A 25,745-nucleotide genomic window follows, 5' to 3' on the forward strand; every position below is an offset into this window, starting at 1 on the left:
AAGCCATGGAAGATGCAAGCTGTGCGGCTCCACCCGGTTGCCAACAGCCCCCACCACTTCGCATTTCAGGCCTGGCCTGGCCTGGTGCACGTGCGCATGCAAAGCCCTGCGTGCGCCGCACGGTTGGCAAGATCTCTCGCAATGATCTGACGCGGAGCCCCTCTTCACTGCTACGGTCATTTCCATGCCGTGGGCAGTACGACTGGATTCGGCTGCCCTGCTTCCTATGGACCGTGCGGCATCGCTCCCAGGTGCTCAACGGCGTGCCAAAGCGCTTTTGGCTGGGCCATAGCCCTGGTCTGCGGCGCGCTGCAGCCAGCGCCGCGCCTGCTTGGCATTCTTCTTGACCCCCAGGCCGTCGCGGTACATGGTTCCCAGGGCATATTGGGCCGGGGCATCTTCCTGCTCAGCGGCCAAGCGGTACCACTTCAGGGCCTGGGCCAGACTCTTGGTCACGCCTTCACCGTTTTCGTGCATGGTGCCCAGGTTGTACTGGGCCTTGGCATATCCCTGGTTGGCTGCCAAAGTGAACCATTTCACCGCCTCGGCGTAATTGGGCTGTTCAAAGCCCTTGCCCAGATACTGGAAGACACCAATGTTGTACTGCGCCAGCTTGTTGCCCCGCACAGCGGAGTTCAGGTTCTCCACGTATTCCATGGACTGGACCATCTCTCCGGAGCTGGGTGATTCGGCAGAAATTTCGGCCAGCCGTTTCGCGGCCGCGGTGTGCTTGTACTTGACCGCCTGGGTGTAATAGGCCACCGCTTCTTTTTCGTTGCGGTACTCGCCTTCTCCTTGCTCGAACAGGCGGCCCAGTTCAAAAAAGGCCTGGCCCGATCCGCGGATGGCCACATCGTGCAGCAACAGCACGGCGCGCTTGTAATCCGGGGGCACGCCCTGCCCTTCAAAGTAGATCTTGCCCAGAATCAGCTTGGCGTTCTGCGCCCCTTTGTCGGCCAGCGGTGTCAGCCACTTCGCGGCTTCGGCATGGTTTTGTTCCACGCCTTCGCCCAGGTAGTACATCTCTCCCACCACAAACTGGGCCAGCATGTCGGATTGCTGGGCTGCGGCCATGTTCCACTGGAAAGACTTCTTTAGGTCCTGCGGGATCAGTTCCCCCTTGCGGTACACAAAACCCAGGTTTTTCTGCGCTGTCAACGATCCTTGCTGCGCTGCGCGCTCCAGCCAGGCCACTCCAGCAGCGGGATCGCGCGGCACATCCTTGGCCTGCAGATACAGGCTGGCCAGCATGTTCTGTGCATCCACATTGTCGTTGGCAGCGGATTTCTGAATCCAGGCCATGCCCTCCTTCAGGTTTTTCTCCACCCCTCCCACGCCCAGCAGTTTCACCAGGCCCAGCATGTACTGGGCTTGGGCATGGTTTTGCTCGGCCGCCAGACGGAACCAGCGCAATGCCTCCTTGGGGTTGCGCTCTGCGCCTTTGCCATTGAAGTAGATGGAACCCAGCTCAAACTGGGCCACGGGCTGTCCGGCTTCTGCGGCGCTGACCGTCTCGCTGGGCTGGGCCTGTGCCCCCAAGGCCGCCGCCAGACAGGCAGACAGCACCCCCACATGGAACCATCGCACACGCATTTCTCTTCCTCACTCCCTCACAAAACAATTCATTATATGAACCGAAAAGCTTATTCAGACTGCATTTTTAGCTATCAAAATTGATACATAAAGGACACAATCCAGAAACATCTGCCGAGCGTCCACAGGCCAGGCTTTCACCGGGCCACAGCGGCTTCCACAAAGACCCGGACGCAAAAAGCTGGACGGCAATGGCACGGTTTCGCCCTGCATAGGAAGAACAGCGCTCCCGCTCCTTGGTCAATGTGTGCCCACCGCCGCACATGGGTGCTTTGGGCTGCGGGGAAGTCGTCAGCCTCTCTGCTTCGGCCCGCGCTTGTACTGAAGCGTTCCCCCCTTCCCTGCGCCCGGGAGGTGCGAGTCCCTGCCGAGCCGCCCCGCATGGCAAAGCCCAATGCCAGACACCGCACGGCCTATGCCGATGGCTGGGCGCAATGCAATGGGCCGGGCAGTGGACGCTGGGCCCTATCCTTTTGGCACTGGGCATTGTTCTGATGACCTCTGCAGCATTTGGCAAGCGCAGGGCTCACAAAGGCTGACCGGCTTCACCGCGTCATCACAGGCAATGCCTGTGATGACGCGCGAAAGCGCGGCCCACAGACGGCAGCCTGCCCCCCGAAGCTGAATGACAGCGCGTGATGTGGTGGTAGGACCGCCGCAAGATAGTTGCCTAGATCGCAGTCCATATATCAAGCACAAGCGCTAGAGCTGGAACCAGAACTACCTCTGCGTTTATCCACCAGCCCGCCCGGCCCACGCCGCGCGGGCATTGTTTTTGCTGCACTGCGAATACCAACCCACACCCGCCAGTCACAGCCATGTAACAAGCCCGCGCCACCGTGGCAACAAGCAACCCCGCCACTGCGGCATTCAACGCGCCATTGCCGCCGCACAAGCCAAAGGAGATCCATGCGCAGTCCCAAGAAAGGCCAGCCCCCCATGCGGCTTCAAGACCTAGCCCACACCATCGACTGCATCCAATGCAGCCAAAAGAAACCGGCTTCTGGTGCCCGCCTTTTTCATGCATGCCATGTGTGTGGTGACTGCTCTCAGAAGCTGGCCCGGCTGCCCACTGCTCCGCCACGCATGGGCCAGTCCGCGCACTGAGACCGTGTCCTCTATCTCTCCAGCCCCGCCACCCGTGCGGGGTTTCTTTTTGGGGCATGGCAAAGGCTTGCACTGCTTATCCACGTTAGCGAATACGGGGGCGGCGATATCCTGCCTGGAGCTTGCTGTGAAAAGTTGGGGAGATGACCCCACATATCTCGGATGCAGCCCCTTCTCGCACAGTGATCTTGGCGCAGCATTCATATTGCACGGGCATGCCACAACTCCGCCCCCTGCGCTTTGGCCACTCCCGGCCCAAAGCCTTGCGCATGAAAATCTGCCTCCCGGTGTGCACAATAACGCCCTTCTCCTTGAGACGGATCTGCGCTGCATACGCAGTTGCGCGGTTCCCCTTTTTCAGGCGGTGATGGCACCCACTGCCCCGGTGCTGCCCATCGTTTTTGCAGCACGGCATGCCAGACATCGGGACTTGGGTGGTTTCCGGGGCGCTACTTCGGTGCTGCCCGGCATCCGAAATTCACAATGAACACAAACAATACAGATAAAAATCAACAGGTTACATCGCCATGGCGCATGAGTGTTGCTCCTATGCTGGACTGGACAGACCGGCATTGCCGCTACCTGCACCGTCTGCTCAGCCGCAATGCCCTGCTCTACACCGAGATGGTCACCACGGGGGCGCTGCTGCACGGCGATGTGCCGCGCCATCTGCGCTTTCATGAGCAGGAGCATCCGCTCGCCCTGCAGCTGGGTGGCAGCGAACCAGCCGACCTGGCCCAGGCGGCCAGGCTAGGTGCGCAATGGGGCTATGACGAGATCAACCTGAACTGTGGCTGCCCCAGCGAACGTGTGCAGCGCGGGGCCTTCGGCGCCTGTCTGATGCATGAGCCCACGCTGGTGCGCGACTGCGTCAAGGCCATGGTGGATGTCGTGGATGTGCCTGTCACCGTCAAGCACCGCATCGGCATCGACAAGGACGAGAGCTATGGCTTCGTGCGCGACTTCATCGGGACCGTGGCCGAAGGCGGTTGCAATGTCTTCATCGTCCACGCGCGCAATGCCTGGCTCAAAGGCCTGTCGCCCAAGGAAAACCGCGAGATCCCGCCGCTGCGCTATGACGTGGTGGCCCAGCTCAAGCGCGACTTCCCGCAGCTCACCATTGCCATCAACGGAGGCATTGCCACCGATGCCGTCGTGCAAGAGCAGCTGCAGCATGTCGACGGCGTGATGGTGGGGCGCGAGGCCTACCACAACCCCTGGTGGCTCAGCCGCTGGGACGAGTTGTACTTTGGCGCCGCACCCAGCACCCTCTCCCACGTGGAAGTGGAGGAGGCCATGGTGCGCTATATGGAGCAGGAAGCGGCCAAGCACGGCACGGGGTGGTATTCCATCGCCCGCCACATGTTGGGATTGCGCCACGGCATGCCCGGCGCCCGCCGTTGGCGCCAGGTGTGGAGCGACCACCGCCTCAAACAACTCTCCGCCCGCGAAGTGTTTGCTATCGCAAACACCAAGCCCTGACAAGGAAGCTGCTCTAGACCCCAGGCAGTTTTCTGGCAATCCTTTTGTCTCTACCGCGACGGCAAAACGGGGTAATTACGGCCTGACGCCGTTTGAAAGTACTGATATATTGCAGTGCAACATCCATAAAGCGACTGCCCCATGCTCTACCAGCTCTACGAAACCCAGCGGGCCCTTGTCGAACCGTTTGCCGACTTCGCCCAGGCAACGGCCAAGCTTTACAGCAACCCCATGCTGCCTTACAGCAAGCTGCCGTACTCGCAGCGCATGGTGGCGGCCTTCGATCTGTTCTACCGCCTTGGCAAAGACTACGAGAAACCGGAATTCGACATCCGCTCCGTCAAGGTCAACAGCGTTGATGTGACCATCCGCGAACACGTGGAAATCGACAAGCCGTTCTGCGAGCTGCGCCGCTTCAAACGCTTCTCCGATGACCCCACCACGCTGGATACGCTGCTGGAGCAGCCCGCCGTGCTGATCGTGGCCCCACTCTCGGGCCACTACGCCACCCTGCTGCGCGACACCGTCAACAGCATGCTGGGTGACCACAAGGTCTTCATCACCGACTGGAAGAATGCCCGTCTGGTGCCGTTGTCCGAAGGGGAATTCCACCTGGACGACTACGTCAACTATGTGCAGGAATTCATCCGCCACCTGCAGGGCAAGTACGGGCACTGCCATGTGGTCAGCGTCTGCCAGCCCACCGTGCCGGTACTGGCGGCCGTGTCACTGATGGCCAGCCGCGGCGAAACCACGCCGCTGACCATGACCATGATGGGCGGACCCATCGATGCGCGCCGCTCACCGACGTCGGTGAACAACCTGGCCACGCAGCGCAGCTTCGAGTGGTTCGAGAACAATGTGATCTACCGCGTGCCCGACAACTACCCGGGCGCAGGCCGCCGCGTCTACCCCGGCTTCCTGCAGTACGCCGGTTTTGTGGCGATGAACCCCGACCGCCACGCCACCAGCCACTATGACTACTTCAAGGACCTGATCAAGGGCGACGACGCCAGCGTGGAACACCACCGCAAGTTCTATGACGAGTACAACGCCGTGCTCGACATGGATGCGGACTACTACCTGGAAACCATTGCCACCGTGTTCCAGGACTTCAAGCTGGTCAATGGCACCTGGGATGTGGTCAACCCTGCCGGGGAAACCGAGCGCGTGCGCCCGCAGGACATCCGCGGCACCGCCCTGCTGACGGTGGAAGGCGAGCTGGACGACATCTCCGGCTCCGGCCAGACCCGTGCCGCACACGACCTGTGCACGCAAATTCCTGCCGACCAGCGCAAGCACCTGGAAGTGCCTGGCGCCGGCCACTACGGTATCTTCAGCGGCCGCCGCTGGCGCGAAAACGTCTACCCGGCACTGCGCGATTTCGTGCTGCAGCACCAGGCCGGCACACCCACCACCAAGATCGCGCTGGCTGCAGGTCCAGCCCGCACCAAGGCCGAATCCCCGGAAACCCCCGCAGCGCTGAACGTCACCGCCACGCCTGTACACAGCAAGCGCCGCAGCCGCCGATAATACCGGCCCATGGCCGAGCCCTCTCCTCCACAGCCAGCCCTGCAGGGACTGGCTTTTTTCATTGACCAGGCGCTTCCGCAAACGCAGTGCACCCGCTGCGGCTACCCGGACTGCGCCAGCTATGCGCAGGCCATCGCCACAGACGGCGCTCCCATCAACCAATGCGCGCCTGGCGGCATGGAAGGGGTGCAGCGCCTGGCCGCCCTCACCGGCCAGGCCGTCCAGCCCCTGAACCGCAGCTTTGGGGTGGAGGGGCCGCTGACCGTGGCCCGCATCGACGAAGCCTGGTGCATCGGCTGCACGCTGTGCATCAAGGCCTGCCCGACCGACGCCATCCTGGGGACCAACAAGCATATGCACACCGTCATCAGTGCCCACTGCACCGGTTGCGAGTTGTGCCTGCCGGTGTGCCCGGTGGACTGCATCGAGCTGGATGTGGTCAGCGGGGAGGCCACGGGATGGCAAGCCTGGTCCACCGCACAGGCCGACCATGCCCGCTCACGCTATGCCGTGCACCGCGCGCGGCTGGCCGCCAAACGCGCCACCACGGCAGTGAGCACACGCCCGGAGCCTCCCGTAACCACCGCGCAACCCGACACGCCGGAGGAAAGTTCAGGATCCATCAGCGGCGCAGTCAATGCGGAAGGCAGTGCGGTAGGTAGTTCAGACACGGCGACCAGCTCTGCCCATGTGGTCGATCCGAAGAAAGCCGCCATCGCCGCGGCACTGGCCAAGGCACGGGCACTGCGTGCACCTGCTGCTACAGCTGTGTCAGGGAAACCATCCAAGCCATAGGCCAACAGCACCAAACCGCCGGGCCGTTGACGTGTCTCAGGCCTCTTCAGCCCGGTCTGCACATTTCAGTCTGCCGGCCCCAGCCGCAACGCCAAGGGGCAGGGGCCATTCACGCTCCCGTAAACGCCTTGTAGATCCCGCAGCCCAGGTACACGCCATCCTGTTTGCAGACAAAGGACATCTTGGTCAGGATCGCGCCGCTCACCGGGTGAGCATAGGCGTATTCCACCCAGCCGGGCGCTTGCTCGGCCTGGTGGATGATGTCGTTCAGCAGTTGCTGACCATCCACCCCCTTGGCATCCTGCACGCGGGTGCCCACGCGCTCGGGATTGCCACCGAAGGCCATGTACTTCCCGTGGGCATCCAGCACAAACACATACATGTCCCGGTCGTGGAACGGTTGCTTGGGGTCGGTCAACGATGCCCAGTAACGCTCCAGCGGCATGCCCATGCGACGCAAGGCCTGGGCGCGCTCCACCAGCGTGACGGCTTCCTCGGCCGTGCCCTGCTGCAGGCGAAAGCGTGCAACAGCACGCGTCAGCGTCATGGCGCGTTCTTCCAGCGACTGCGCCTGGCGCACGGCGTGGCCGACCATCTGGGCATTGTCCTGGGTGACCTGGTCAATCTCATGCACGGCCTGGCTGATCTGCGCCAGCCCCGTCCCCTGGTGGGCGCCGGCTTCGGTGATGGCAGTCACATGACCGGCCACACTTCGCACCCCTTCGGCAATGTGCCCCATTTCCTTGCCGGCCTGGCGGATCATGGTGGTGCTGGCACCCACCTGGCTGACGGAATTGCCGATCAGCCGGCTGATTTCCTTGGCCGCTTCGGACGAGCGCTGCGCCAGGGTGCGCACCTCGGCGGCCACCACGGCAAAACCACGCCCTTGCTCACCGGCGCGGGCGGCTTCCACAGCCGCATTCAGTGCCAGGATATTGGTCTGAAAGGCGATGCCGTCAATCACACCAATGATTTCATTCATGCGGCCGGCACTTTGCTCGATGGCCTCCACCGAGTGCACCGCACGCTCCATGGCCTGCGCACCTTGCTCCACGGCCTTGCGCACCTCCAGCGTATGCTGGTCGGCCGTCTTGGCCACGTCGGAATTGTTCTGCACGGCAGCCGTGACCTGCTCCACGCTGACCACGGTCTGGGCCACACTGGCGGCCTGCTGTTCGGTACGCACCGACAGCGCATGCTGGTCCTGCGTCAGGTGGTGACCGGCCTGGGCCACCAGTGCGGCGTTGCTGCGCACATCGGCCACCATGGCCGACAGCGACACCACCATCTTGTCCAGTTGGCTGCCCAGGGCCGCCAGTTCATCGCGGCCGTCACACTGGGCTCGGCTGGTCAAGTCACCTTCGGTGGCCTGTGCTGTCACCTGCAACAGTCGGCGCAAGCCCTGGGAAAGGTCCACATACAGCGCCCCCACACCGTACAGGAATACCAGCATCACTGCCACCGCCAGCAACGACTGCACGGTCGGCCCGGCTATCATGTTGCCGCTCCACAGCACCACGCCCAGCGCCAGCAGCCCGCACAGCCCCAGCGCAAAAAACTTGGCCCGCAACCCCATGCGTCGCAGCAGCCACAAAGCGGGTGCAAAGAAAAGCCGAGCCATGGTGTCCCCCTTGGATGTTTCTTTATGTTTCTTGTATCGTGTGCGCCTGTTTGTACGCGACTGTGCACAGCGGCGCAAACCCCTGGGCGCAGGGGTTTTCCGCAATAGCACTGTCGTAATGGCGATAAAAAACGTCGTTAGTGTCGGGAAAAGTCTCCGCGCCCCGCCGGAGGGCACCCGATAATGCTTCGATCATGAACCCCCTGCTCTCCACACTGCAGCCCTACCCATTCGAGCGGCTGCGCCAACTGTTCGCGGGCGTGACCCCGCCCGCCTCCCTCCCCCACATCAGCCTGGGCATGGGCGAGCCCCGCCACCCCACACCGGCTTTCATCCAGGAAGCCATGACGGCCAACCTGGGTGGTCTGGCCAACTATCCGGCCACGGCGGGCGATATCCGCCTGCGCCAGGCTTGTGCGGACTGGATGGGCCGCCGCTATGGCGTGCAGCTGGATGCAGCCACCCAGGTGCTGCCAGTCAACGGCTCGCGCGAGGCACTGTTCTCGTTTGCGCAGACCGTGATCGACCCTACGCGTGCCGGCGCCACCGTGATCTGCCCCAACCCTTTCTACCAAATCTACGAAGGCGCCACCCTGCTGGCCGGGGCCACGCCCTACTACGCCGCCAGCGAGGCCGGCCGCAACTTCGCGGTCAACTGGGATGCGGTGCCGGACGGGGTCTGGGCCCAAACGCAGCTGATCTTTGTCTGCTCCCCCGGCAACCCCACCGGCGCGGTGATGCCGCTGGACGAATGGAAAAAGCTGTTCGAGCTGTCCGACCGCTATGGTTTTGTGATTGCTTCGGACGAGTGCTACAGCGAGATCTATTTCCGCGATGACGCACCGCTGGGTGGCCTGGAAGCGGCCAAGCAGCTGGGCCGCAGCGACTTCCGCAACCTGGTGGCTTTCACCAGCCTCTCCAAGCGCAGCAATGTGCCGGGCCTGCGCAGCGGCTTTGTGGCCGGTGATGCGCAACTGCTCAAGTCCTTCCTGCTGTATCGCACCTACCACGGCGGGGCCATGAGCCCCACCGTGCAAATGGCGAGCATTGCCGCCTGGGGTGACGAGGCCCATGTCGAAGACAATCGCCGCATGTACCGCGAGAAGTTCGCGGCCGTGACCCCGCTGCTGGCCGATGTGATGGACGTGCGTCTGCCTGACGCCAGCTTCTACCTGTGGGCCGGCGTGCCTGCCCAGCTGGGCATGAGCGACACCGAATTCGCCCGTGCCCTGTTTGCCGAGCAGCATGTGACCGTGCTGCCCGGCAGCTACCTGGCCCGCGACGCCCAGGGACACAATCCCGGCGCCGGCCGCGTACGCATGGCCCTGGTGGCCGAAACCGCCGAATGCGTGGACGCTGCACGCCGCATCGTCCAATTCATCCACTCCCATTCCAACTAAGCACAAGCTATGACGCAACAACTCCAACAAATCATTGATTCCGCCTGGGAAAACCGTGCTTCCATCTCGGCCGCCTCTGCCCCCAAGGAAGTGGTGGACGCGGTCGAACATGTGATCGCCGAACTGGATGCAGGCCGCATGCGCGTAGCCACCCGTGAAGGCGTGGGCCAGTGGACCGTGCACCAGTGGCTCAAGAAAGCCGTGCTGCTGTCGTTCCGTCTGAAGGACAACGCCCTGATCCAGTCGGGCGCGCTGAACTTCTTCGACAAGGTTCCCACCAAGTACCAAGGTCTGTCGGAAGCCGAAATCGCCGCCACCGGCGTGCGTGTGGTGCCCCCTGCCGTCGCCCGCCGCGGCTCCTTCATCGCCAAGGGCGCGATCCTGATGCCTTCCTACGTGAACATCGGCGCCTACGTGGACGAAGGCACCATGGTTGACACCTGGGCCACCGTCGGCTCCTGCGCCCAAGTGGGCAAGAACGTCCACTTGTCGGGTGGCGTGGGCCTGGGTGGTGTGCTGGAACCCCTGCAAGCCAACCCCACCATCATTGAAGACAACTGCTTCATCGGCGCCCGCTCCGAAGTGGTGGAGGGCGTGATCGTAGAAGAGAACTCCGTGATCTCCATGGGCGTGTACATCGGCCAGTCCACCCCCATCTTCAACCGCGAAACCGGCGAAACCACCTTCGGCCGCGTGCCTGCGGGCTCCGTGGTGGTGTCGGGCAACCTGCCCAAGAAGACCAAGGACGGCAAGGACTATTCCATGTACGCCGCCATCATCGTCAAGACGGTGGACGCCAAGACCCGTTCCACGACCAGCCTGAACGATCTGCTGCGCGACTGATCGCCGCGCTGCTGCCTTCCATGGTGTTCAGGCACCATAGGAGGGCATGCCTGACTCTCCCGGTCGTGCGCTGACGCTGCGACCGTACCGGGGCTTCACATGCAAGGGAGCGTGCACGCCACGACAGCGATGCACGGTGCAGACCACCGGATTCCGAGGTTCACCCCATGAGCATGATGGAGCGCATTCTTCGCGTGATGGCCGACAAACAGGCATCGGACGTTTATCTGTCCGCCAATTCCCCGGCCCTGATCAAGATTGACGGCGAATGCATGCCCGTCAACAGCCAGATCCTCACCCCCGAGGCGCCCCGCACACTGCTGGCTGAAATCGTTACCCCCCAGGACATGGATGTGCTGGCCAACACCGGCGAGCTGAACCTGGCCGTGCCGCTGCAGGGCGTGGGCCGCTTTCGCATCAGCGCCATGCACCAGCGCGGCTCGGTGGCGGTGGTGGTGCGGTTTCTGGCCCAGCAGGTGCCTTCGCTCGACAGCCTGCACATGCCGCCTGCCCTGGGCGATCTGGTCATGGAAAAGCATGGCCTGATCCTCATTGCCGGCGCGTCCGGATCGGGCAAGAGCACCACGCTGGCGGCCATGATCGACCGGCGCAACGAGCTGTGCTCCGGCCACATCCTGACCATTGAAGACCCCATCGAATACCAGCTGCGCAACAAGAAATCCATCGTCAACCAGCGTGAGGTGGGCACCGACACCCAAAGCCAGCAGATTGCGCTGAAGAATGCGCTGCGCCAGGCCCCGGATGTGATCCTGATCGGTGAAATCCGCGACCGCGAGACCATGTCCGCCGCCATTGCCTACGCACAGTCCGGCCACCTGTGCCTGGCCACGCTGCATGGCAACAGCAGCTACCACGCGCTCCAACGTATTCTGGGTTTCTCCCCCGTGGAGGAGCGCGCCTCCCTGCTGGGCGATCTGGGCTCGGCGCTGCGCGCCGTGGTCACGCAGCGCCTGGTGCGCCAGCCCGATGGACACCGCATTCCGGCCGCCGAAATCATGGTGAACACCCCCCAGGTGCGCACCATGATCGAGAAAGGCGACTTCACCGGAATCAAGGATGCGATGGATCAATCCATGGACGAAGGCTCGCAAACCTTTGAAGATAGCCTCGCACAGCTCGTTTTGAGCGGCAAAATAGACCGTAAGGAAGGTCTGTCCAATGCAGATTCGCACACCAACTTGATGTGGCGCCTGCAAAATGACCCCCCAACGGCTGCCGCGGCCTCTGTGCAGCAGGCCGTACCGAGCTTCCAGCCCCCTGCCGCCGACGCCGCCCCTGCGGCCCCGGTCAGCGACATCGTGCTGGATACCCATATGCCCAGACCTTGAGTGCGTGCGCCCGGGGCCTGGGCTTCGAGGAAGCGTTTTCGACATGTCCCCCACCCTGCAGCTGGCTGAAGCCCTGATCAGCCGACCCTCTGTCACCCCCCAAGACCTCGGTTGCCTGGAACTGCTGGCCGAACGCCTGGCGCCACTGGGCTTTGCCTGCGAGCGCCTGGACAGTGGCCCGGACACGTTCCGTGTCCACAATCTGTGGGCCAAACGGTCGGCCAAGCCCGCGGCAGGCGGCCAAGCGGCGGTCAAGACCTTGGTGTTTGCCGGCCACACCGATGTGGTGCCCACAGGACCGGAATCCCAGTGGAGCAGCCAGCCCTTCATTCCCAGCTACCGCGACGGCAAGCTCTACGGACGCGGCGCCAGCGACATGAAGACCTCCATCGCCGCCTTCGTAGTGGCAGTGGAGGAGTTTTTGACGGCCACCCCAGAGCCCCTGCTGGACATCGCTTTCCTGCTCACCAGCGACGAGGAAGGCCCCTCCATCGATGGCACCAAGGCCGTGGTCGAGATTTTCAAGCAGCGCGGCGAAAAGCTGGACTACTGCATCGTGGGCGAACCCACTGCCGTCCACCAGACCGGTGACATGATCAAGAACGGACGCCGTGGCACGCTCAGCGGACGTCTGGCCGTGCACGGCATCCAGGGTCACATTGCCTACCCACAGCTGGCACGCAACCCCATCCACCAGGCGCTGCCGGCACTGACCGAACTGGCCGCCACCACCTGGGACCAGGGCAATGCCTTCTTCCCGCCCACCAGCTGGCAAATCAGCAACATCCACGGCGGCACCGGTGCCAGCAATGTGATCCCGGGTGAAGTGGTGGTGGATTTCAATTTCCGTTTCTGCACCGAAAGCACGGCCGAATCCCTCAAGCAGCGCGTCAAGACAGTGCTCGACCGCCATGGACTGGAATACGACCTGGGATGGACCCTGGGCGGCGAGCCCTTTCTGACCACCCCGGGCGATCTGGTCGGCGCCGTGCAGGCCGCCATCCACGCCGAAACCGGCATGACCACCGAACTCTCCACCACCGGCGGCACCAGCGATGGGCGTTTTATCGCCCAGATCTGCCCCCAGGTGATCGAGCTGGGCCCGCCCAATGCCAGCATCCACAAGATTGACGAACACATTGCCATCGCCGATGTGCAGCCGCTGACCAACATCTACCGCCGCACGCTGGAAAACCTGCATGCCCAGGCACTGGCAGCCCACACCGCTGAAAAAGCCTTCGCGCCAGCCTCCGAATAAGCTGCGCGCACCTTACTTTCTGACATGACGACTTCCTATACCCTGCCCCACGGCACCACCGTGGGTGAATTGATTGCCAGCGGCACCAGCTGTCTGACCCAGGCCGGCGTAGGCTTTGGCCACGGCACAGCCAATGCACACGACGAAGCGACGTGGCTGGTGCTGTGGCAGCTGGGCCTGCCCATCGACAGTCCTTTGGAAGACGAGCAGGACGCCATCGACAACCAAGCTGTTACAGCCGAGCAGAGCGCACAGGTTGCCGAGCTGTTTGACAAGCGCATCACCAGCCGCAAGCCCGCCGCGTACCTGACGCAAGAAGCCTGGCTGGTGGGTGTGCCTTTCTACATCGACGAGCGTTCCATCGTTCCGCGCAGCTTTATTGCCGAGCTGCTGGCCGACGGCAGCATCGACCACTTCCTCTCTGACAAGACGCGCAAGGTCCTGGACCTGTGCACCGGCAACGGCTCACTGGCCTGTCTGGCGGCCATGGCTTACCCCGAAGTCGAAGTGACTGGCGCCGACCTGTCCACCGATGCACTGGCCGTGGCCCGCATCAATGTCGACAAACACGGACTGCAGGAGCGCGTGACGCTGGTGGAAACCGACGGCCTGTCCCGAGTCCCCGGCCCCTGGGATCTGATCCTGTGCAACCCGCCCTATGTGAATGCGGACAGCATGTCCAAGCTGCCCGCCGAGTACCGTGCCGAGCCCGAACTGGCCCTGGCCGGAGGCACCGACGGCATGGATTTCATCCGGGACCTGTTTGCCGCGGCGCCCGCCGCCATGACGGAAGACGCGGTGCTGGTGCTGGAAATCGGCAACGAACGCGCATTTTTTGAAGCGGCTTTCCCGCTGCTGCCGGTGTTCTGGCTGGACACCAGCGCTGGCGAGGACCAGGTTCTGCTGGTTACCCGCGCCGCGTTGCTCGCCCAGGCCAAGCTCTTGGCACAATAGAGGCTATCGCTCTACCGCGCAGCCCCGCTGGAACCTCGATCGGCAGGCCTGCCGGAAAGCCCGGCGCAGCCACTGCCAGGCCTGCGCCCCATCGCACAACCCCTCCACCCGCCGTGAGCACAGCTCGCCGGCGGGTGCGTTTTTTCGTACTCGCTGATGATTACCCTTCGCAACGTCACCCTGCGCCGAGGCACCAAAGTGGTGCTGGACAATATCTCGGCCACCATCAATCCCGGCGAAAGCGTGGGTCTGGTCGGCCGCAATGGGGCCGGCAAATCGTCCCTGTTTGCGTTGCTCAGCGGCAAGCTGCACGAGGACAGCGGTGACTTCCACATTCCGTCGAGCTGGCGCATGGCCGAAGTCGCCCAGCACATGCCAGAAACCGACCAGAGCGCCACCGCCTTTGTGCTGGAGGGCGACACCCGCCTGACCGAAGTGCAGCGCCAGCTGGCAGAAGCCGAGGCCAGCGACGACGGCATGGCCATTGCCCAGGCCTATTCCGACCTGCATGATGCCGGCGCCCACGACGCGGAGGCACGGGCCCAGGCCTTGATCCTGGGTCTGGGCTTCAGGACCAGCGAGCTGGACCAGCCTGTGGACAGCTTTTCCGGCGGCTGGCGCATGCGCCTGCAGCTGGCGCGCGCCCTGATGTGCCCGTCGGATCTGCTGCTGCTGGACGAACCCACCAACCACTTGGACCTGGACGCCCTGGTCTGGCTGGAAGCCTGGCTCAAGCGCTACCCGGGCACCATGATCGTGATCAGCCACGACCGCGAGTTCCTGGACGCGATCACCAACGTCACGCTGCAGATCCAGCAGGGCCAGCTCACGCGCTACGGCGGCAACTACAGCAAGTTCGAAGAACTGCGCGCGCAGCAGCTGGAACTGCAGGCTGCCAGCTTTGCCAAGCAGCAGGAAAAGATGGCCCACCTGCAGCATTTCATCGACCGCTTCAAGGCCAAGGCCAGCAAGGCCAAGCAGGCACAAAGCAGGGTCAAGCAGCTCGAACGCATGGAAAAGATTGCCCCGGTGCTGGCCGAGGCCGAATTCACCTTCGAATTCAAGGAGCCCGCCAACCTGCCCAACCCCATGCTGGCCATCAGCGATGCGGCCTTTGGCTATACCGACGACGAGGGCCAGACCACCACCATCCTGACCGGCGTGAACCGCTCGGTGCTGGCAGGTCAGCGCATCGGTATTCTGGGGGCCAATGGTCAGGGTAAATCCACCCTGGTCAAGACCATTGCCCGCACCATGAAGCCGCTGGCCGGCTCAGTGACGGAAGGCAAGGGCCTGAACATCGGTTACTTTGCCCAGCAGGAGCTGGACGTGCTGCGCCCCAGCGATAACCCGCTGGAGCACATGATCCGCCTGGCACGCGATCTGGGTCCGGATGCCAAGCAACCCAGCCGCGAGCAGGATCTGCGCAACTTCCTGGGCACATTCAACTTCAGCGGCGACATGGTCAAGCAGACCGTGGGGACCATGAGCGGCGGTGAAAAAGCCCGCCTGGTGCTGGCCATGATCGTCTGGCAGCGCCCCAACCTGCTGCTGCTGGACGAACCTACCAACCACCTGGATCTGGCAACCCGCGAAGCCCTAGCCATGGCGTTGAACGACTTCGACGGCACGGTGATGCTGGTGTCCCACGACCGTCACCTGCTGCGTGCCGTCTGCGAAGACTTCTGGATGGTGGGCCGCGGCGTGGTCGGCCCCTTCGACGGCGATCTGGACGATTACCAGCGCTACCTGCTGGAAGAATCCAAGCGCCTGCGCGAAGAAGCCAAGCATGCAGAAGCCCAGGCGCAGCAGGCAGCTGCGGCACCGGCTCCAGCCGCTGCCGTGGTGGCTCCGGTGGCAGCACCTGTGGAAATCGCCGCGGCACCATCTGCGGCGCCTGCCCCGCAAGGCGACCAGCGGGAGCAGCGCAAGCTGGCTGCCGCCGCACGCCAGCAGCTGTCGGAAAAGACCAAGCCTTTCAAGAAAGAGCTGGAGCAGATCGATAAGAAAATGCCCCAGCTGACGGCCCAGCGCGACGCGCTGGAAGCCGAGTTGGCCATGCCCGGGCGGTCCGGTGCCGACATTGTGGAAGCAGGCAAGCAGCTCAGCAGCATCAACAGCGAGCTGGACGCGCTGGAAGAGCGCTGGCTGGAGTTGACCGAAGAAATCGAAGGGCTGACCCAGGCCGCGGGTCTGGCCTGAGGCACGAGGCCTGCAACCGGGACTGGTTAGATGTCCAGTTCCGGGCTGCTGGCCTGTTGCCATCGCCCGGTGGCAATCCCCTGACAGGCGCTGCCAGTTCGCTCAGCGCCACCTCTCCAACGCCTTCAGCGGTGGGACGCAGCCAGCACCCCACCGGCTGCAATGAAAGCGCCGCCGGTCACACGCTGGAACCAGCGGCCCGCGCTGCCCTGCTGCAGGCGCGCCAGCAACGTGGCACCACACAGCACATAGCCCAGCATGATGGCGCCGTCCAGCACCAGCCAGGTCAACGCCAGCACGCCCAATTGCCCTGCAATGGGAAGACTGGCGTCCATGAACTGCGGAAACAGCGCACTGAAGAACAGCAGGTCCTTCGGATTGCCAATGCCCACGATCAGGCCTTTGCGGTACAGGGGTCGCCAGGTGCGCCACATGGACCGGTCGGCCTGCTGGTGATCTTGAGCGCCAGGACTGGCGTTGGCGGCCGTCTGCACAGCGGCATCATCCGCTGCGCCGCTACCATGGCTGCGCCAGGTGGCAATTCCCAGATACAGCAGATAGGCGGCCCCTGCCCATTTGATGATGTGAAACAGCGTGTCCGATGCGGCAATCACCGCCCCCAGACCCAGCGCGGACAGGCCCATCAGCGTCATCGACGCCGTCATCCCGCCCACGATGGTGGCCAGTGCCGGACGCACCCCATGGCGTGCCGCATGCGTCACGCACAGCAACGCCGACGGGCCGGGCGCCGCAATCACGGCGCCTGCCAGAGAAACAAACAACAACCAGGTATGCAAAGACATGGAAACTTCCAACCGCCAGCGCAGCGCGCCATGCAAGGCGGCACCCGCCTGGCAGAACACAGGGGACGGATAGGCGCATCAAGCAACACGCTGACAGCAGCGCATGGAAATGCCTATCCAGCTACAGCCGTGGATTGTAGGCGGCGGCCTGTTCCAATGCTTTGCAGCGAACTGTATTTGTATACAGTTTAAAAATTTTTATATCAGCAACGAAATATTTCCAAAATGTGTCAACCGGGGTGATCGGGGCCGCGTTGTGAGGTGCACAAGGAGTAATACCCAGATGCATACCACCGCCATCCTGTCCGCCTGGCCTGACGACGAACGCGATCGCAAGCGCGCACCAGCCCGCTTCTGACAGCCTGCCACAGGCACCGCGCCAGCACGTGCATGCTGGCTGCTTACCAGGGAGCGCGTTCCCTGCCCGGCACACCACTTTCTACGCGCACCTTGCTACACAACCCAGCCCGCCTGAACCTGCTTTCGGCGGGCTTTGTGCTTCATGGAGCCTGCCAGTGTGCCGAGCTGGTGCAACACACAACGCCATCCACCGGCGCCAGAGCAAGATGCGGGCGATGCCGGCCCTGAAAGCCAGATCTACTCACCTTTCCCCTGTCATTTTCGACGCTCTTTTGCGCGCAGTGTGTCAACCCGGCCTGCATAACGGACGTTAAAGCAGCACAAGGAGTGAATTCGTATGCAAACCCCCGCCATTCTGTCTGCCTGGCCTGACGACGAACGTGATCGCAAGCGCGCACCTGCACGTCTGTAAGCAAATGCCGTGCCGGCACTTGCCGACCGCTGCCGCTGCACAGTTTGTGCGCTGAGATACGACACACTACCCACTCTGAAACCCGCCTCTGGCGGGTTTTTTGTTGTCGCTACCGGACAAGCACACACCACCGCTGACGACAAAACTTCAGCGCCACCACCGTTACCACGTCACACGACAACGCCACTGGCACCATGATGGTGCGCGGCATCCCACCAACCTGGGGCGTTTACACACTCGTTCACTTTTGCATGCACCTGCTTGCATCCTGACCGTCAACCCGTGCTGCGGGCCACGCGTTAAAGATGCACAAGGAGTGAAAACCGTATGAACCTGACCGACATCCTGTCCGCATGGCCTGAAGACGAACGTGACCGCAAGCGCGCACCCGCACGCCTGTAATCCGATTGCAGGCTGAGCGGCCATGACGCTGGCCCGATCCCGGGAACCCCATTCGCCCATCGGATGCCCTGGATCTGTTCTTTGAGTGTTGCGCCGTCTTCAACGTTGTTCCACCTGTAAAAAAGCCCACTTGCGTGGGCTTTTTTCATGTGTGTCCTGCTGGCCAGGTCATCTGCTGCACACCGTGCAGGATGTCATGTTGCAAGCCAGGACCATCCACACAGAAAAAAAAGGGAGCTGGACATGTCCAACTCCCCCACGCATACAAGCGGCCCGGAAAGACCGCCAGTTGCTCAGTGCATGTGCAGACCGCCGTTGACCGAGAAGTCGGCACCGGTGGAATAACCGCCCTCGTCCGATGCCAGCCAGGCGATGATGGAGGCAATTTCGCCGGGTTCACCCAGGCGCTTCACGGGGATGGTGCCCACGATCTTCTCCAGCACGTCAGGGCGGATGGCCTTGACCATGTCGGTGCCGATATAACCCGGGCTCACGGTATTCACCGTCACGCCTTTGTTGGCCAGCTCTTGCGCCAGGGCCATGGTGAAACCATGCATGCCGGCCTTGGCGGCCGAATAATTGGTCTGGCCGGCCTGGCCCTTCGCACCGTTGACCGAGCTGATGTTGATGATGCGACCCCAGCCCTTTTCCACCATGTCACCCACGACCTGCTTGGTCACGTTGAACATGGAGTTCAGATTGGTTTCGATCACCGCCTGCCAGTCATCGGGGGTCATCTTCAGGAACATGCGGTCGCGGGTGATACCGGCGTTGTTCACCAGAACATCGATGCTGCCGTGCTCGGCCTTGGCGTTGCCAAAGGCCTCGACCGTCGACTCCCAGTTACCCACATTGCCAACCGACGCGTGGAAGTTGTAGCCCAGTGCCTTTTGCTCATCCAACCACTTTTGAAAGTCGCGTGTCGGGCCGCAGCCGGCAATGACCTTGAAACCTTCACGATGCAGGCGCTGGCAGATGGCCGTACCAATGCCACCCATACCTCCGGTCACATACGCTACTTTCTGGCTCATACATATTCTCCTGTTAATCGATAGTTTTCCACTAACACTCTACCTGCTTTGGCGCAGGGAAACCTTGAGGTAAGTACCAATCACGGCAATTAGATTGGATTTCGCGCTATCAACACCAGAGCAGACAGTAGGCTCAAGCCTCCCCCTCTGCCCACCGGGACATACCCGATGGTGCGCCGCCACGGCCTGGCTGCTGCCAGGCCGCAGCGACTGCGCATCGCGTGTGCAGGCCAGCCTTTAACGCTCCAGCGCCATGGCCACGCCCATGCCGCCACCGATGCACAGCGCGGCCACGCCCTTCTTGGCGCCGCTGCGCTGCATTTCGTGCAGCAAGGTCACCAGCACGCGGCAGCCGGACGCACCAATGGGGTGCCCGATGGCGATGGCGCCACCGTTGACGTTGACCTTGGCGGCATCAATGCCCAACACATGGTTGACGGCACAGGCCTGGGCTGCGAAGGCTTCGTTCAGCTCGAACACATCCACGTCCCCCACAGACCAGCCGGCGCGGTCCAGCGCCTTGCGGGTGGCAAACACCGGGCCCATGCCCATGGTGGCGGGATCCAGGCCGCTGGTGGCGTAGGATTTGATGGTGGCCAGTGGCTTCAGGCCCAGGGCCTTGGCCTTGCTGGCACTCATCACCACCACGGCAGCAGCGCCGTCGTTCAGGCCCGAGGCGTTGCCCGCGGTCACCGTACCGGCCTTGTCGAAAGCAGGCTTGAGGCCGCCCAGGGCTTCGGCATTGGTCTTGCGGTTGATGTACTCATCGGCCGCAAACACCACGGGGTCGCCCTTGCGCTGCGGGATCACCACGGGAACGATTTCGTCCTTGAACTTGCCGGCGTCCTGTGCTGCGGCCGCCTTTTGCTGGCTGGCCAGCGCCAGCGCGTCCTGCTGCTCGCGGCTGATGCTGTTTTCCTTGGCCACGTTCTCGGCCGTGATGCCCATGTGGTACTGGTTGTACACATCCCACAGGCCATCCACGATCATGGTGTCGCTCATCTTCCAGTCACCCATGCGCTGGCCGTCGCGCGAACCATTGAGCACATGGGGCGACAGGCTCATGCTTTCCTGGCCACCGGCCACCACGATCTCGCTGTCACCCGTGGCCACGGCCTGGGCGGCCAGCATCACGGCCTTGAGACCGGAGCCACACACGGCGTTGATGGTCAGCGCCGGGGTTTCCTTGGCAACACCGGCCTTCATCATGGCCTGGCGAGCGGGATTCTGGCCCACGCCTGCGGTCAGCACCTGACCCATGATCACTTCGCCCACCTGGTCAGCGCCCACCTGGGCACGGGCCAGAGCCTCCTTGATGACGATGGCGCCCAACTCGGTGGCAGGCACCTTGGCCAGGGCGCCACCAAACTTGGCAACGGGGGTGCGGACAGCAGAAACGATAACGATGTCTTCCATGGTCTTCCTCTTGTGTTTTTCCGTATCGGGGTGGTTGAGCTACGCAGCCGACGACAGCCCGAGGGCCGTGCAGCGGCTGCTTCAGATATTGCACCGCAACATTCTGCCCTGTCCTCCAGGGCTGCGGCAGCGAAACCTCAGGCTTTTTGCAGCACGTAGCTGCCGGGTGCTGGCATGCGTTCCTTGTATTTGGTGCCTTGACCGTAGCGCTTGGGCGCAGCAATTTGCTTGCCAGCGTGGCCTTTGAGCCAGCCGGCCCAGTCTTCCCACCAGCTGCCGGGCTGCTCTTGCGCCCCTTCCAGCCACTGAGCATGGGTGGGCGGCAGTGCACCGTCCTCCCGAATCCAGTGACTGCGCTTCTTCTTGGCAGGCGGGTTGATCACCCCCGCAATGTGACCGGAGGCTCCCATCACAAAGCGCTTGGGGCCGGGCAGGACCTGGGTGGACGCATAGGACGCGGTGATGGGCACGATATGGTCTTCGCGTGAACCGTAGACATACACCGGCAGCTTGAGCTTGCGCAGGTCGATCTGCTCGCCGCACACGGTCAGCCTGCCCGGCTGCACCATGTTGTTCTCCAGATAGAAGTTGCGCAGATACCAGGCGTACCAGGGACCCGGCAGATTGGTGCAATCGCTGTTCCAGTACAGCAGATCGAACGCGGGAGGCGTTTCACCCTTCAGGTAGTTGCCCACCACGTAATTCCAGACCAGGTCGTTGGGGCGCAGGAAACTGAAGGTGGACGCCAGGTCCTGACCGGCCATCAGCCCACCCTGGCCCATCTGCATCTCGCGGTATTTGACGAAGTTCTCATCGATGAATAGATCCAGGATGCCGGTATCCTGGAAGTCGATCAGCGTGGTCAGGAAGGTGGCGCTGGCCACCGGGTGCTCTCCGCGCGCGGCCAGTACCGCCAGGCCGGTGGCCAGCATGGTGCCTCCCACGCAGAAACCCAGCGCATTGATCTTGGGCGCATCGGCAATCTCCTGCACCACGGCAATGGCACGCAGGATGGCGTCTTCGATGTAGTTGTCCCAGGTGCGGTCGCCCATGGCCGCATCGGGGTTGCGCCAGCTCACCACGAAGGTGCGGTGCCCCTCGCTGACGGCATAGCGGATCAATGAATTGTCGGGCTGCAAATCCAGGATGTAGTACTTGTTGATGCAGGGAGGCACCATCAGGAAGGGGCGCTCATGCACCTTGGCCGTCAGCGGCTTGTACTCGATCAGCTGAAAGTACTCGTTCTCATACACCACCGCGCCTTCGGTGGTGGCCACGTTCTTCCCCACCTCGAACACGCTCTCATCCGTCATGGACACATGGCCCTGCTGGATGTCGTGCAGCAGATTCTGCACGCCCTTGGCGATGCTCTCACCACGCGTTTCGATGGCTTTTTGCTGGGCATCGGGGTTCAGCGCCAGAAAGTTGCTGGGCGCCATGGCCGCCACCCATTGCTCCACGGCAAAGCGGATGCGCTGGCGGGTCTTTTCGTCCGCCTGCACCGCATCGGCCATGCCGGTCAGCACCTTGGCGTTGAGCGCATAGCTGGCAGCCGAGAACGCCGCCAGCGGGTTGTGTTCCCAGGGTGCGGCGCTGAAGCGCTTGTCCTTGGGCACGGGGGCCTTCATGCCGGCGGCCCACAAGGCCGTGGCTTCCCGGACGTATTCCTGTTGGAGCGCCTGCAGCTTGCCCGGCTCGAACTGCACCGACGGTACGGGGCCGGGCGCCTTGGGATCGATCTGCTGGAATGATTGCAGGGTCTTGGCCCAATGCTCGCCAAAGAACTGCTGGAAAGCCTGGGCGCTTTGGCCCCAGATAGGTTCAGAATTCATGCCTGCCTTGTCCCCTTGGTGTTGCTGTCGCTGTCAGCCCGCATGCCGTGTGTCGCCAACGGGCTTGCATCCATTGTTGCCGAGGCGGCAGGCGCTGACAACGCAACCCAGCGCCGCACTGTGCCTTGCTTGGAGAGACGTTGACAGACATCAAGCCCGATTCACGGCGTTTTCCGGTGTGCATACCGCCCTCTGCCCTATGCTTGGCGCCATGTACCTGATCCTGATTGCCTGGTTTTATGTCACCTTGATGATGGCCATTGCCGAAGCCACCAACCCCGTGGGTTCGGTGCTGGGCGGCATCGTGACGTTTGTGCTGTATGGCCTGCTCCCCATGGCCATCGTGGGCTACATCATGGCCACCCCCGAGCGAAAACGCCGCTTGAAAGCCCGGCGCGAAGCCGAGCAGCAAGCCTGGGATGCTGCCCAAGAGCCACCTGCAACCACCACCAAGCCCACACCGACCGGAACGATCGAGGTGCCGGCCACGACGGGCATTGACTCCGCTCCCGTTGTCCCTGCCGAGGTCCGGCCAGCGAACGCCACCACCCCGACAGAACAGCCCCCCTGAAAGACGGATGCCGACCAACGGCATGCCACTTGCAGCGCGCACGCCACAGTGCGCCCGGGCCATCCAGGCAAGTTGCAAGCAATTGAAAACTGTGCGTACCCACCGGCGCAGGGCCGGCGATCAATCGCTGCGATCACGCCCCAAAGGGGCGCCACGGTGTCCGGGGTAGCCCAGCCGGCTGGGCATGATGATCCTCAGCTTCGCGCTGCAGGCGCTTGCCCTTCCAGCCAGATGCATGCTGCCATCCTTCCCGTACTGCCCAGCACCGCAGCATCACGGCGATGGGAGAAAAAGCGGGTGCTGTCGGTGACCGTGCACCAGGGCGTGCTGCCGTCATTTCCATAGATACCCGTCAGACCCAGCGCCTGCAGGCGCTGGCGGGCCAGTCCTGGCAGGTTGGCCCACCATTTTCCCGACACCGCGCCAGGGGTGAAGCAACTGGCCGCTTGCGCGGATGCAGTGACGAACGCCTGACGGACTTCGCTGCCCACCTCGAACGCCGTGGGGCCGATGCACGGCCCCAGCCAGACCTGGGTATCGGCTGCGATGTCAGCCACCGTCTGCACCGACATTGCTTCAGCAGCACGTGGCAGGGCTGCAGGCGCCAGATGTGCCTGACGTGCCTGTACCTGCCTTGCAAAACGGGCAAACACCGTCTCCAATACGCCCACACCGTCTTGCCCCACCAGTCCGCGCCAGCCCGCATGGGCTGCGGCCACCACCGGCACATGGCGGTGGGCCAGCAGCACCGGCAAGCAATCGGCCACCATGATGGTGCACACCGCGCCCGGTTGATCGCTCACGCAGGCGTCTGCTGCTACTCCGTCGGTGGTATGGGCATGCAATGCCTCCACATCGCAGCCATGCACCTGCTGCAAGAACACCGGGCGCGCCCCTGGGCTGCTGCGCTGGATGGCTTCGGTCAGGATGTGGCGGTTGGCAGCCACAGCGGCAGGGTCGTCGCGCACATGGTCACCCAGGTTCAGGCTGCCAAACGGTGCTTGGCTCACCCCGCCTGCACGGGTGGTGAACAGGGCTTGTACACCCGCGATCTGCGGCCATTCGGGCACCAGCCAGGGGTGGGACCCAGGCATCATCGCACTCTCACGCATCGTCATTCTTCTCGTTCACACACCACATTCAAGCTCCATATTCGGCGCAACACCGCCGTTCAAGGCTGCGCATCCGGGCAGGCCGAGGGCTGCGCTGCCTGCACGGCGGACTGCGCCAGCGCGGCTTCATAGGCGGCCAGGGTAGCAGTCAGGCCGTCCAGGGGCACGCCAAAGCGCTGGGCATTGAAGATCTGCGGCACCAGACAGCAATCTGCCAAGGTCAGGCTGTCACCCCAGCACAGCGTGGACGGCGCCATACCCAGGCGCGCGCGCTCGGTCGCCAGCAGCGCCAGCTCGCGCTCGAAAGCCTCCAGGCCCTGGCGCACCCAGTGGTGGTACCACAGGTTCTTGGTGTCGTCGCTCAAACCGCCTTCATGCACCAGCCAGCGCAGCACCCGCAGATTGTTCAAAGGATGGATATCGCAAGCCACCATCTGCGCCAGACCGCGGATGCGTGCACGGGCCAGCGCATCGCCTGGCAGCAGGCTGGGCTGGGGATGAGTCTCGTCCAGGTACTCGATGATGGCCATGGACTGGTTCAACCAGGCGGCACCGCCACCGATGTCCAGGGCCGGCACCAGACTGTCTCCCATGTGCGCCAGGTAATCCGGCGCCCGCTGCGCGCCGTGCACCAGATGCACGGCGTGGTAGTCATACGGCAGCCCCTTGTGTGCCAGAGCAATGCGCACACGGAACGAGGCCGAGGAGCGGAAGTAGTTGTAGAGCTGCATGGGCCGCAGCATAGCGCAGGCCGTGTCGCCTTTTGGGCTGCACCGTGCTGGCGCCGTGGCACACTGCAAGCAGGGTAGAAAGGCCGCAGCGCCACTTTGCCCGTGCCCCGAGACAACACGTTAGATTGACCAACAACCATGTCCCAACAGTACGTTCTCCCCCCTGCTCCTGTTGCCAGCCTGCCCGTCACCGGCAGCGAAGCGCTCTTTCCCGTGCACCGCGTCTACTGCGTGGGCCGCAACTACGCCGAACACGCCAAGGAAATGGGCTTTACCGGCCGCGAGGCGCCGTTCTTCTTCATGAAGCCGGCCGACGCCGTGCTGCCCGTGCCCGCCGGCCAAACGGTGGACATGCCCTACCCCACGCTGACCGACAACCTGCACCACGAGATCGAACTGGTGGTGGCCATTGGCAAGGGTGGCAAGGACATTCCCGTGGCCCAGGCGCTGGAGCATATCTACGGCTACGCCGTGGGCCTGGACATGACGCGCCGCGACCTGCAAGGCGAGATGAAGAAGCAGGGCCGTCCCTGGTGCATCGGCAAGGGCTTCGACTACAGCGCTCCCATCGGCCCCATCACGCCAGTCGCCCAAGCGGGTGACGTCACCACTGCCGGCATCTGGCTGCAAGTGAACGACGCCGACCGCCAGCGAAGCAATGTGGACCAGTTGATCTGGAACATTGCCGAGACCGTGGCCATCCTGTCGCAAGCCTGGGAGCTGCAACCCGGCGACCTCATCATGACCGGCACGCCCGAAGGCGTGGGTGCCGTGGTGCGTGGCGATGTGATGGCCGGCGGCGTGGACGGACTGGAGTCCATCCGCGTGCGCATGGCGTAAACGCGGCCCACCCTGGAGACGTCGTTGCGAAGCTGAGCGTACCGTCCCGTACGTCTGCGGCTTCGTGCGGCGTCTTCGTGGTGCACCGGCGATCCCTG

General features: G+C 63.2%; 19 protein-coding genes. 11 read left to right on the top strand and 8 right to left on the bottom strand.

What is annotated here, in order from left to right; genetic code table 11:
- Positions 1-255: 255 nt before the first annotated feature.
- The gene (locus tag KW830_RS04880) at positions 256-1,593 is read right to left on the bottom strand and encodes a tetratricopeptide repeat protein (RefSeq protein ID WP_218332328.1); all 1,338 of its coding nucleotides are present in this window, start codon (positions 1,591-1,593) and stop codon (positions 256-258) included.
- Between the two features lie 1,590 nt (positions 1,594-3,183).
- On the opposite strand from KW830_RS04880, the gene dusA reads away from it, so the two are divergent.
- The 3 genes from dusA (at position 3,184) to KW830_RS04895 (ending at position 6,510) form a co-directional block, all read left to right on the top strand.
- Positions 3,184-4,182, top strand: coding sequence for a tRNA dihydrouridine(20/20a) synthase DusA (dusA, locus tag KW830_RS04885; protein ID WP_083520329.1), 999 nt, complete (start codon positions 3,184-3,186; stop codon positions 4,180-4,182).
- Positions 4,183-4,323: 141 nt separating this feature from the next.
- Entirely contained in the window at positions 4,324-5,715 is a 1,392-nt protein-coding gene (locus KW830_RS04890) for a polyhydroxyalkanoate depolymerase (protein ID WP_066534259.1), read from the top strand.
- 9 nt (positions 5,716-5,724) lie between these two features.
- Positions 5,725-6,510, top strand: coding sequence for an RnfABCDGE type electron transport complex subunit B (locus tag KW830_RS04895; protein ID WP_066534262.1), 786 nt, complete (start codon positions 5,725-5,727; stop codon positions 6,508-6,510).
- Positions 6,511-6,619: 109 nt separating this feature from the next.
- On the opposite strand, the gene KW830_RS04900 is transcribed toward KW830_RS04895, so the two are convergent.
- Positions 6,620-8,131 carry a methyl-accepting chemotaxis protein gene (locus KW830_RS04900; protein ID WP_255578088.1) on the bottom strand — a complete coding sequence of 504 codons (1,512 nt, stop codon included), beginning with the start codon at positions 8,129-8,131 and terminating at the stop codon, positions 6,620-6,622.
- 194 nt (positions 8,132-8,325) lie between these two features.
- Between KW830_RS04900 and dapC the strand changes: the two genes are divergently transcribed.
- The 6 genes from dapC to KW830_RS04930 all read left to right on the top strand — a co-directional run bounded on the left by dapC (position 8,326) and on the right by KW830_RS04930 (position 16,137).
- Positions 8,326-9,531, top strand: a complete 1,206-nt coding sequence (gene dapC, locus KW830_RS04905) for a succinyldiaminopimelate transaminase (RefSeq protein WP_066534268.1) — start codon at positions 8,326-8,328, stop codon at positions 9,529-9,531.
- Positions 9,532-9,540: 9 nt separating this feature from the next.
- Positions 9,541-10,374: a 2,3,4,5-tetrahydropyridine-2,6-dicarboxylate N-succinyltransferase gene (dapD, locus tag KW830_RS04910; RefSeq protein WP_066534269.1), complete on the top strand. Its 834-nt coding sequence runs from the start codon at positions 9,541-9,543 to the stop codon at positions 10,372-10,374.
- Positions 10,375-10,541: 167 nt separating this feature from the next.
- The gene (locus tag KW830_RS04915) at positions 10,542-11,723 is read left to right on the top strand and encodes a PilT/PilU family type 4a pilus ATPase (protein ID WP_218332329.1); all 1,182 of its coding nucleotides are present in this window, start codon (positions 10,542-10,544) and stop codon (positions 11,721-11,723) included.
- A gap of 43 nt (positions 11,724-11,766) precedes the next feature.
- Positions 11,767-12,981 carry a succinyl-diaminopimelate desuccinylase gene (gene dapE / locus KW830_RS04920; protein ID WP_066534271.1) on the top strand — a complete coding sequence of 405 codons (1,215 nt, stop codon included), beginning with the start codon at positions 11,767-11,769 and terminating at the stop codon, positions 12,979-12,981.
- Positions 12,982-13,005: 24 nt separating this feature from the next.
- The gene (gene prmB / locus KW830_RS04925) at positions 13,006-13,935 is read left to right on the top strand and encodes a 50S ribosomal protein L3 N(5)-glutamine methyltransferase (protein ID WP_066534273.1); all 930 of its coding nucleotides are present in this window, start codon (positions 13,006-13,008) and stop codon (positions 13,933-13,935) included.
- Positions 13,936-14,091: 156 nt separating this feature from the next.
- Positions 14,092-16,137 carry an ABC-F family ATP-binding cassette domain-containing protein gene (locus KW830_RS04930; RefSeq protein ID WP_066534279.1) on the top strand — a complete coding sequence of 682 codons (2,046 nt, stop codon included), beginning with the start codon at positions 14,092-14,094 and terminating at the stop codon, positions 16,135-16,137.
- Positions 16,138-16,262: 125 nt separating this feature from the next.
- On the opposite strand, the gene KW830_RS04935 is transcribed toward KW830_RS04930, so the two are convergent.
- The 4 genes from KW830_RS04935 to KW830_RS04950 form a co-directional block, all read right to left on the bottom strand.
- Entirely contained in the window at positions 16,263-16,940 is a 678-nt protein-coding gene (locus KW830_RS04935; protein WP_083520402.1) for a LysE family translocator, read from the bottom strand.
- Between the two features lie 1,467 nt (positions 16,941-18,407).
- On the bottom strand, positions 18,408-19,145 hold the full coding sequence (gene phbB, locus KW830_RS04940; RefSeq protein WP_066534281.1) for an acetoacetyl-CoA reductase: 738 nt from the start codon (positions 19,143-19,145) through the stop codon (positions 18,408-18,410).
- Between the two features lie 237 nt (positions 19,146-19,382).
- Positions 19,383-20,561, bottom strand: a complete 1,179-nt coding sequence (locus tag KW830_RS04945; protein ID WP_218332330.1) for an acetyl-CoA C-acetyltransferase — start codon at positions 20,559-20,561, stop codon at positions 19,383-19,385.
- Positions 20,562-20,698: 137 nt separating this feature from the next.
- Complete coding sequence (locus tag KW830_RS04950) at positions 20,699-22,393, bottom strand: alpha/beta hydrolase (RefSeq protein ID WP_218332331.1); 1,695 nt, start codon at positions 22,391-22,393, stop codon at positions 20,699-20,701.
- Between the two features lie 211 nt (positions 22,394-22,604).
- Here KW830_RS04950 and KW830_RS04955 point away from each other — a divergent pair, with 211 nt between their 5' ends.
- Entirely contained in the window at positions 22,605-22,964 is a 360-nt protein-coding gene (locus KW830_RS04955; RefSeq protein ID WP_218332332.1) for a hypothetical protein, read from the top strand.
- A gap of 194 nt (positions 22,965-23,158) precedes the next feature.
- Here KW830_RS04955 and KW830_RS04960 read toward each other — a convergent pair whose 3' ends face one another.
- On the bottom strand, positions 23,159-24,058 hold the full coding sequence (locus KW830_RS04960) for a polyphenol oxidase family protein (RefSeq protein WP_255578090.1): 900 nt from the start codon (positions 24,056-24,058) through the stop codon (positions 23,159-23,161).
- Between the two features lie 77 nt (positions 24,059-24,135).
- The gene (maiA, locus tag KW830_RS04965) at positions 24,136-24,807 is read right to left on the bottom strand and encodes a maleylacetoacetate isomerase (RefSeq protein ID WP_218332334.1); all 672 of its coding nucleotides are present in this window, start codon (positions 24,805-24,807) and stop codon (positions 24,136-24,138) included.
- A gap of 138 nt (positions 24,808-24,945) precedes the next feature.
- Between maiA and KW830_RS04970 the strand changes: the two genes are divergently transcribed.
- Positions 24,946-25,647 carry a fumarylacetoacetate hydrolase family protein gene (locus KW830_RS04970; RefSeq protein ID WP_218332335.1) on the top strand — a complete coding sequence of 234 codons (702 nt, stop codon included), beginning with the start codon at positions 24,946-24,948 and terminating at the stop codon, positions 25,645-25,647.
- Positions 25,648-25,745: the final 98 nt, after the last annotated feature.

The organism is Comamonas sp. CMM03 (assembly GCF_019218715.1).
GTDB classification, from domain to species: Bacteria; Pseudomonadota; Gammaproteobacteria; order Burkholderiales; family Burkholderiaceae_C; genus Comamonas; species Comamonas terrigena.

What these genes read in the sequence shown, in the direction of transcription:
- dapC (WP_066534268.1), top strand. Translation starts at nt 8,326, where the DNA reads ATGAACCCCCTGCTCTCCACACTGCAGCCCTACCCATTCGAGCGGCTG.
- KW830_RS04915 (WP_218332329.1), top strand. Translation starts at nt 10,542, where the DNA reads ATGAGCATGATGGAGCGCATTCTTCGCGTGATGGCCGACAAACAGGCA.
- KW830_RS04895 (WP_066534262.1), top strand. Translation starts at nt 5,725, where the DNA reads ATGGCCGAGCCCTCTCCTCCACAGCCAGCCCTGCAGGGACTGGCTTTT.
- dapD (WP_066534269.1), top strand. Translation starts at nt 9,541, where the DNA reads ATGACGCAACAACTCCAACAAATCATTGATTCCGCCTGGGAAAACCGT.
- KW830_RS04960 (WP_255578090.1), bottom strand. Translation starts at nt 24,058, where the DNA reads ATGCCTGGGTCCCACCCCTGGCTGGTGCCCGAATGGCCGCAGATCGCG.
- KW830_RS04945 (WP_218332330.1), bottom strand. Translation starts at nt 20,561, where the DNA reads ATGGAAGACATCGTTATCGTTTCTGCTGTCCGCACCCCCGTTGCCAAG.
- KW830_RS04935 (WP_083520402.1), bottom strand. Translation starts at nt 16,940, where the DNA reads ATGTCTTTGCATACCTGGTTGTTGTTTGTTTCTCTGGCAGGCGCCGTG.
- KW830_RS04930 (WP_066534279.1), top strand. Translation starts at nt 14,092, where the DNA reads ATGATTACCCTTCGCAACGTCACCCTGCGCCGAGGCACCAAAGTGGTG.
- KW830_RS04900 (WP_255578088.1), bottom strand. Translation starts at nt 8,131, where the DNA reads ATGGCTCGGCTTTTCTTTGCACCCGCTTTGTGGCTGCTGCGACGCATG.
- maiA (WP_218332334.1), bottom strand. Translation starts at nt 24,807, where the DNA reads ATGCAGCTCTACAACTACTTCCGCTCCTCGGCCTCGTTCCGTGTGCGC.
- KW830_RS04880 (WP_218332328.1), bottom strand. Translation starts at nt 1,593, where the DNA reads ATGCGTGTGCGATGGTTCCATGTGGGGGTGCTGTCTGCCTGTCTGGCG.
- KW830_RS04970 (WP_218332335.1), top strand. Translation starts at nt 24,946, where the DNA reads ATGTCCCAACAGTACGTTCTCCCCCCTGCTCCTGTTGCCAGCCTGCCC.
- phbB (WP_066534281.1), bottom strand. Translation starts at nt 19,145, where the DNA reads ATGAGCCAGAAAGTAGCGTATGTGACCGGAGGTATGGGTGGCATTGGT.
- KW830_RS04950 (WP_218332331.1), bottom strand. Translation starts at nt 22,393, where the DNA reads ATGAATTCTGAACCTATCTGGGGCCAAAGCGCCCAGGCTTTCCAGCAG.
- KW830_RS04955 (WP_218332332.1), top strand. Translation starts at nt 22,605, where the DNA reads ATGTACCTGATCCTGATTGCCTGGTTTTATGTCACCTTGATGATGGCC.
- dusA (WP_083520329.1), top strand. Translation starts at nt 3,184, where the DNA reads ATGAACACAAACAATACAGATAAAAATCAACAGGTTACATCGCCATGG.
- prmB (WP_066534273.1), top strand. Translation starts at nt 13,006, where the DNA reads ATGACGACTTCCTATACCCTGCCCCACGGCACCACCGTGGGTGAATTG.
- dapE (WP_066534271.1), top strand. Translation starts at nt 11,767, where the DNA reads ATGTCCCCCACCCTGCAGCTGGCTGAAGCCCTGATCAGCCGACCCTCT.
- KW830_RS04890 (WP_066534259.1), top strand. Translation starts at nt 4,324, where the DNA reads ATGCTCTACCAGCTCTACGAAACCCAGCGGGCCCTTGTCGAACCGTTT.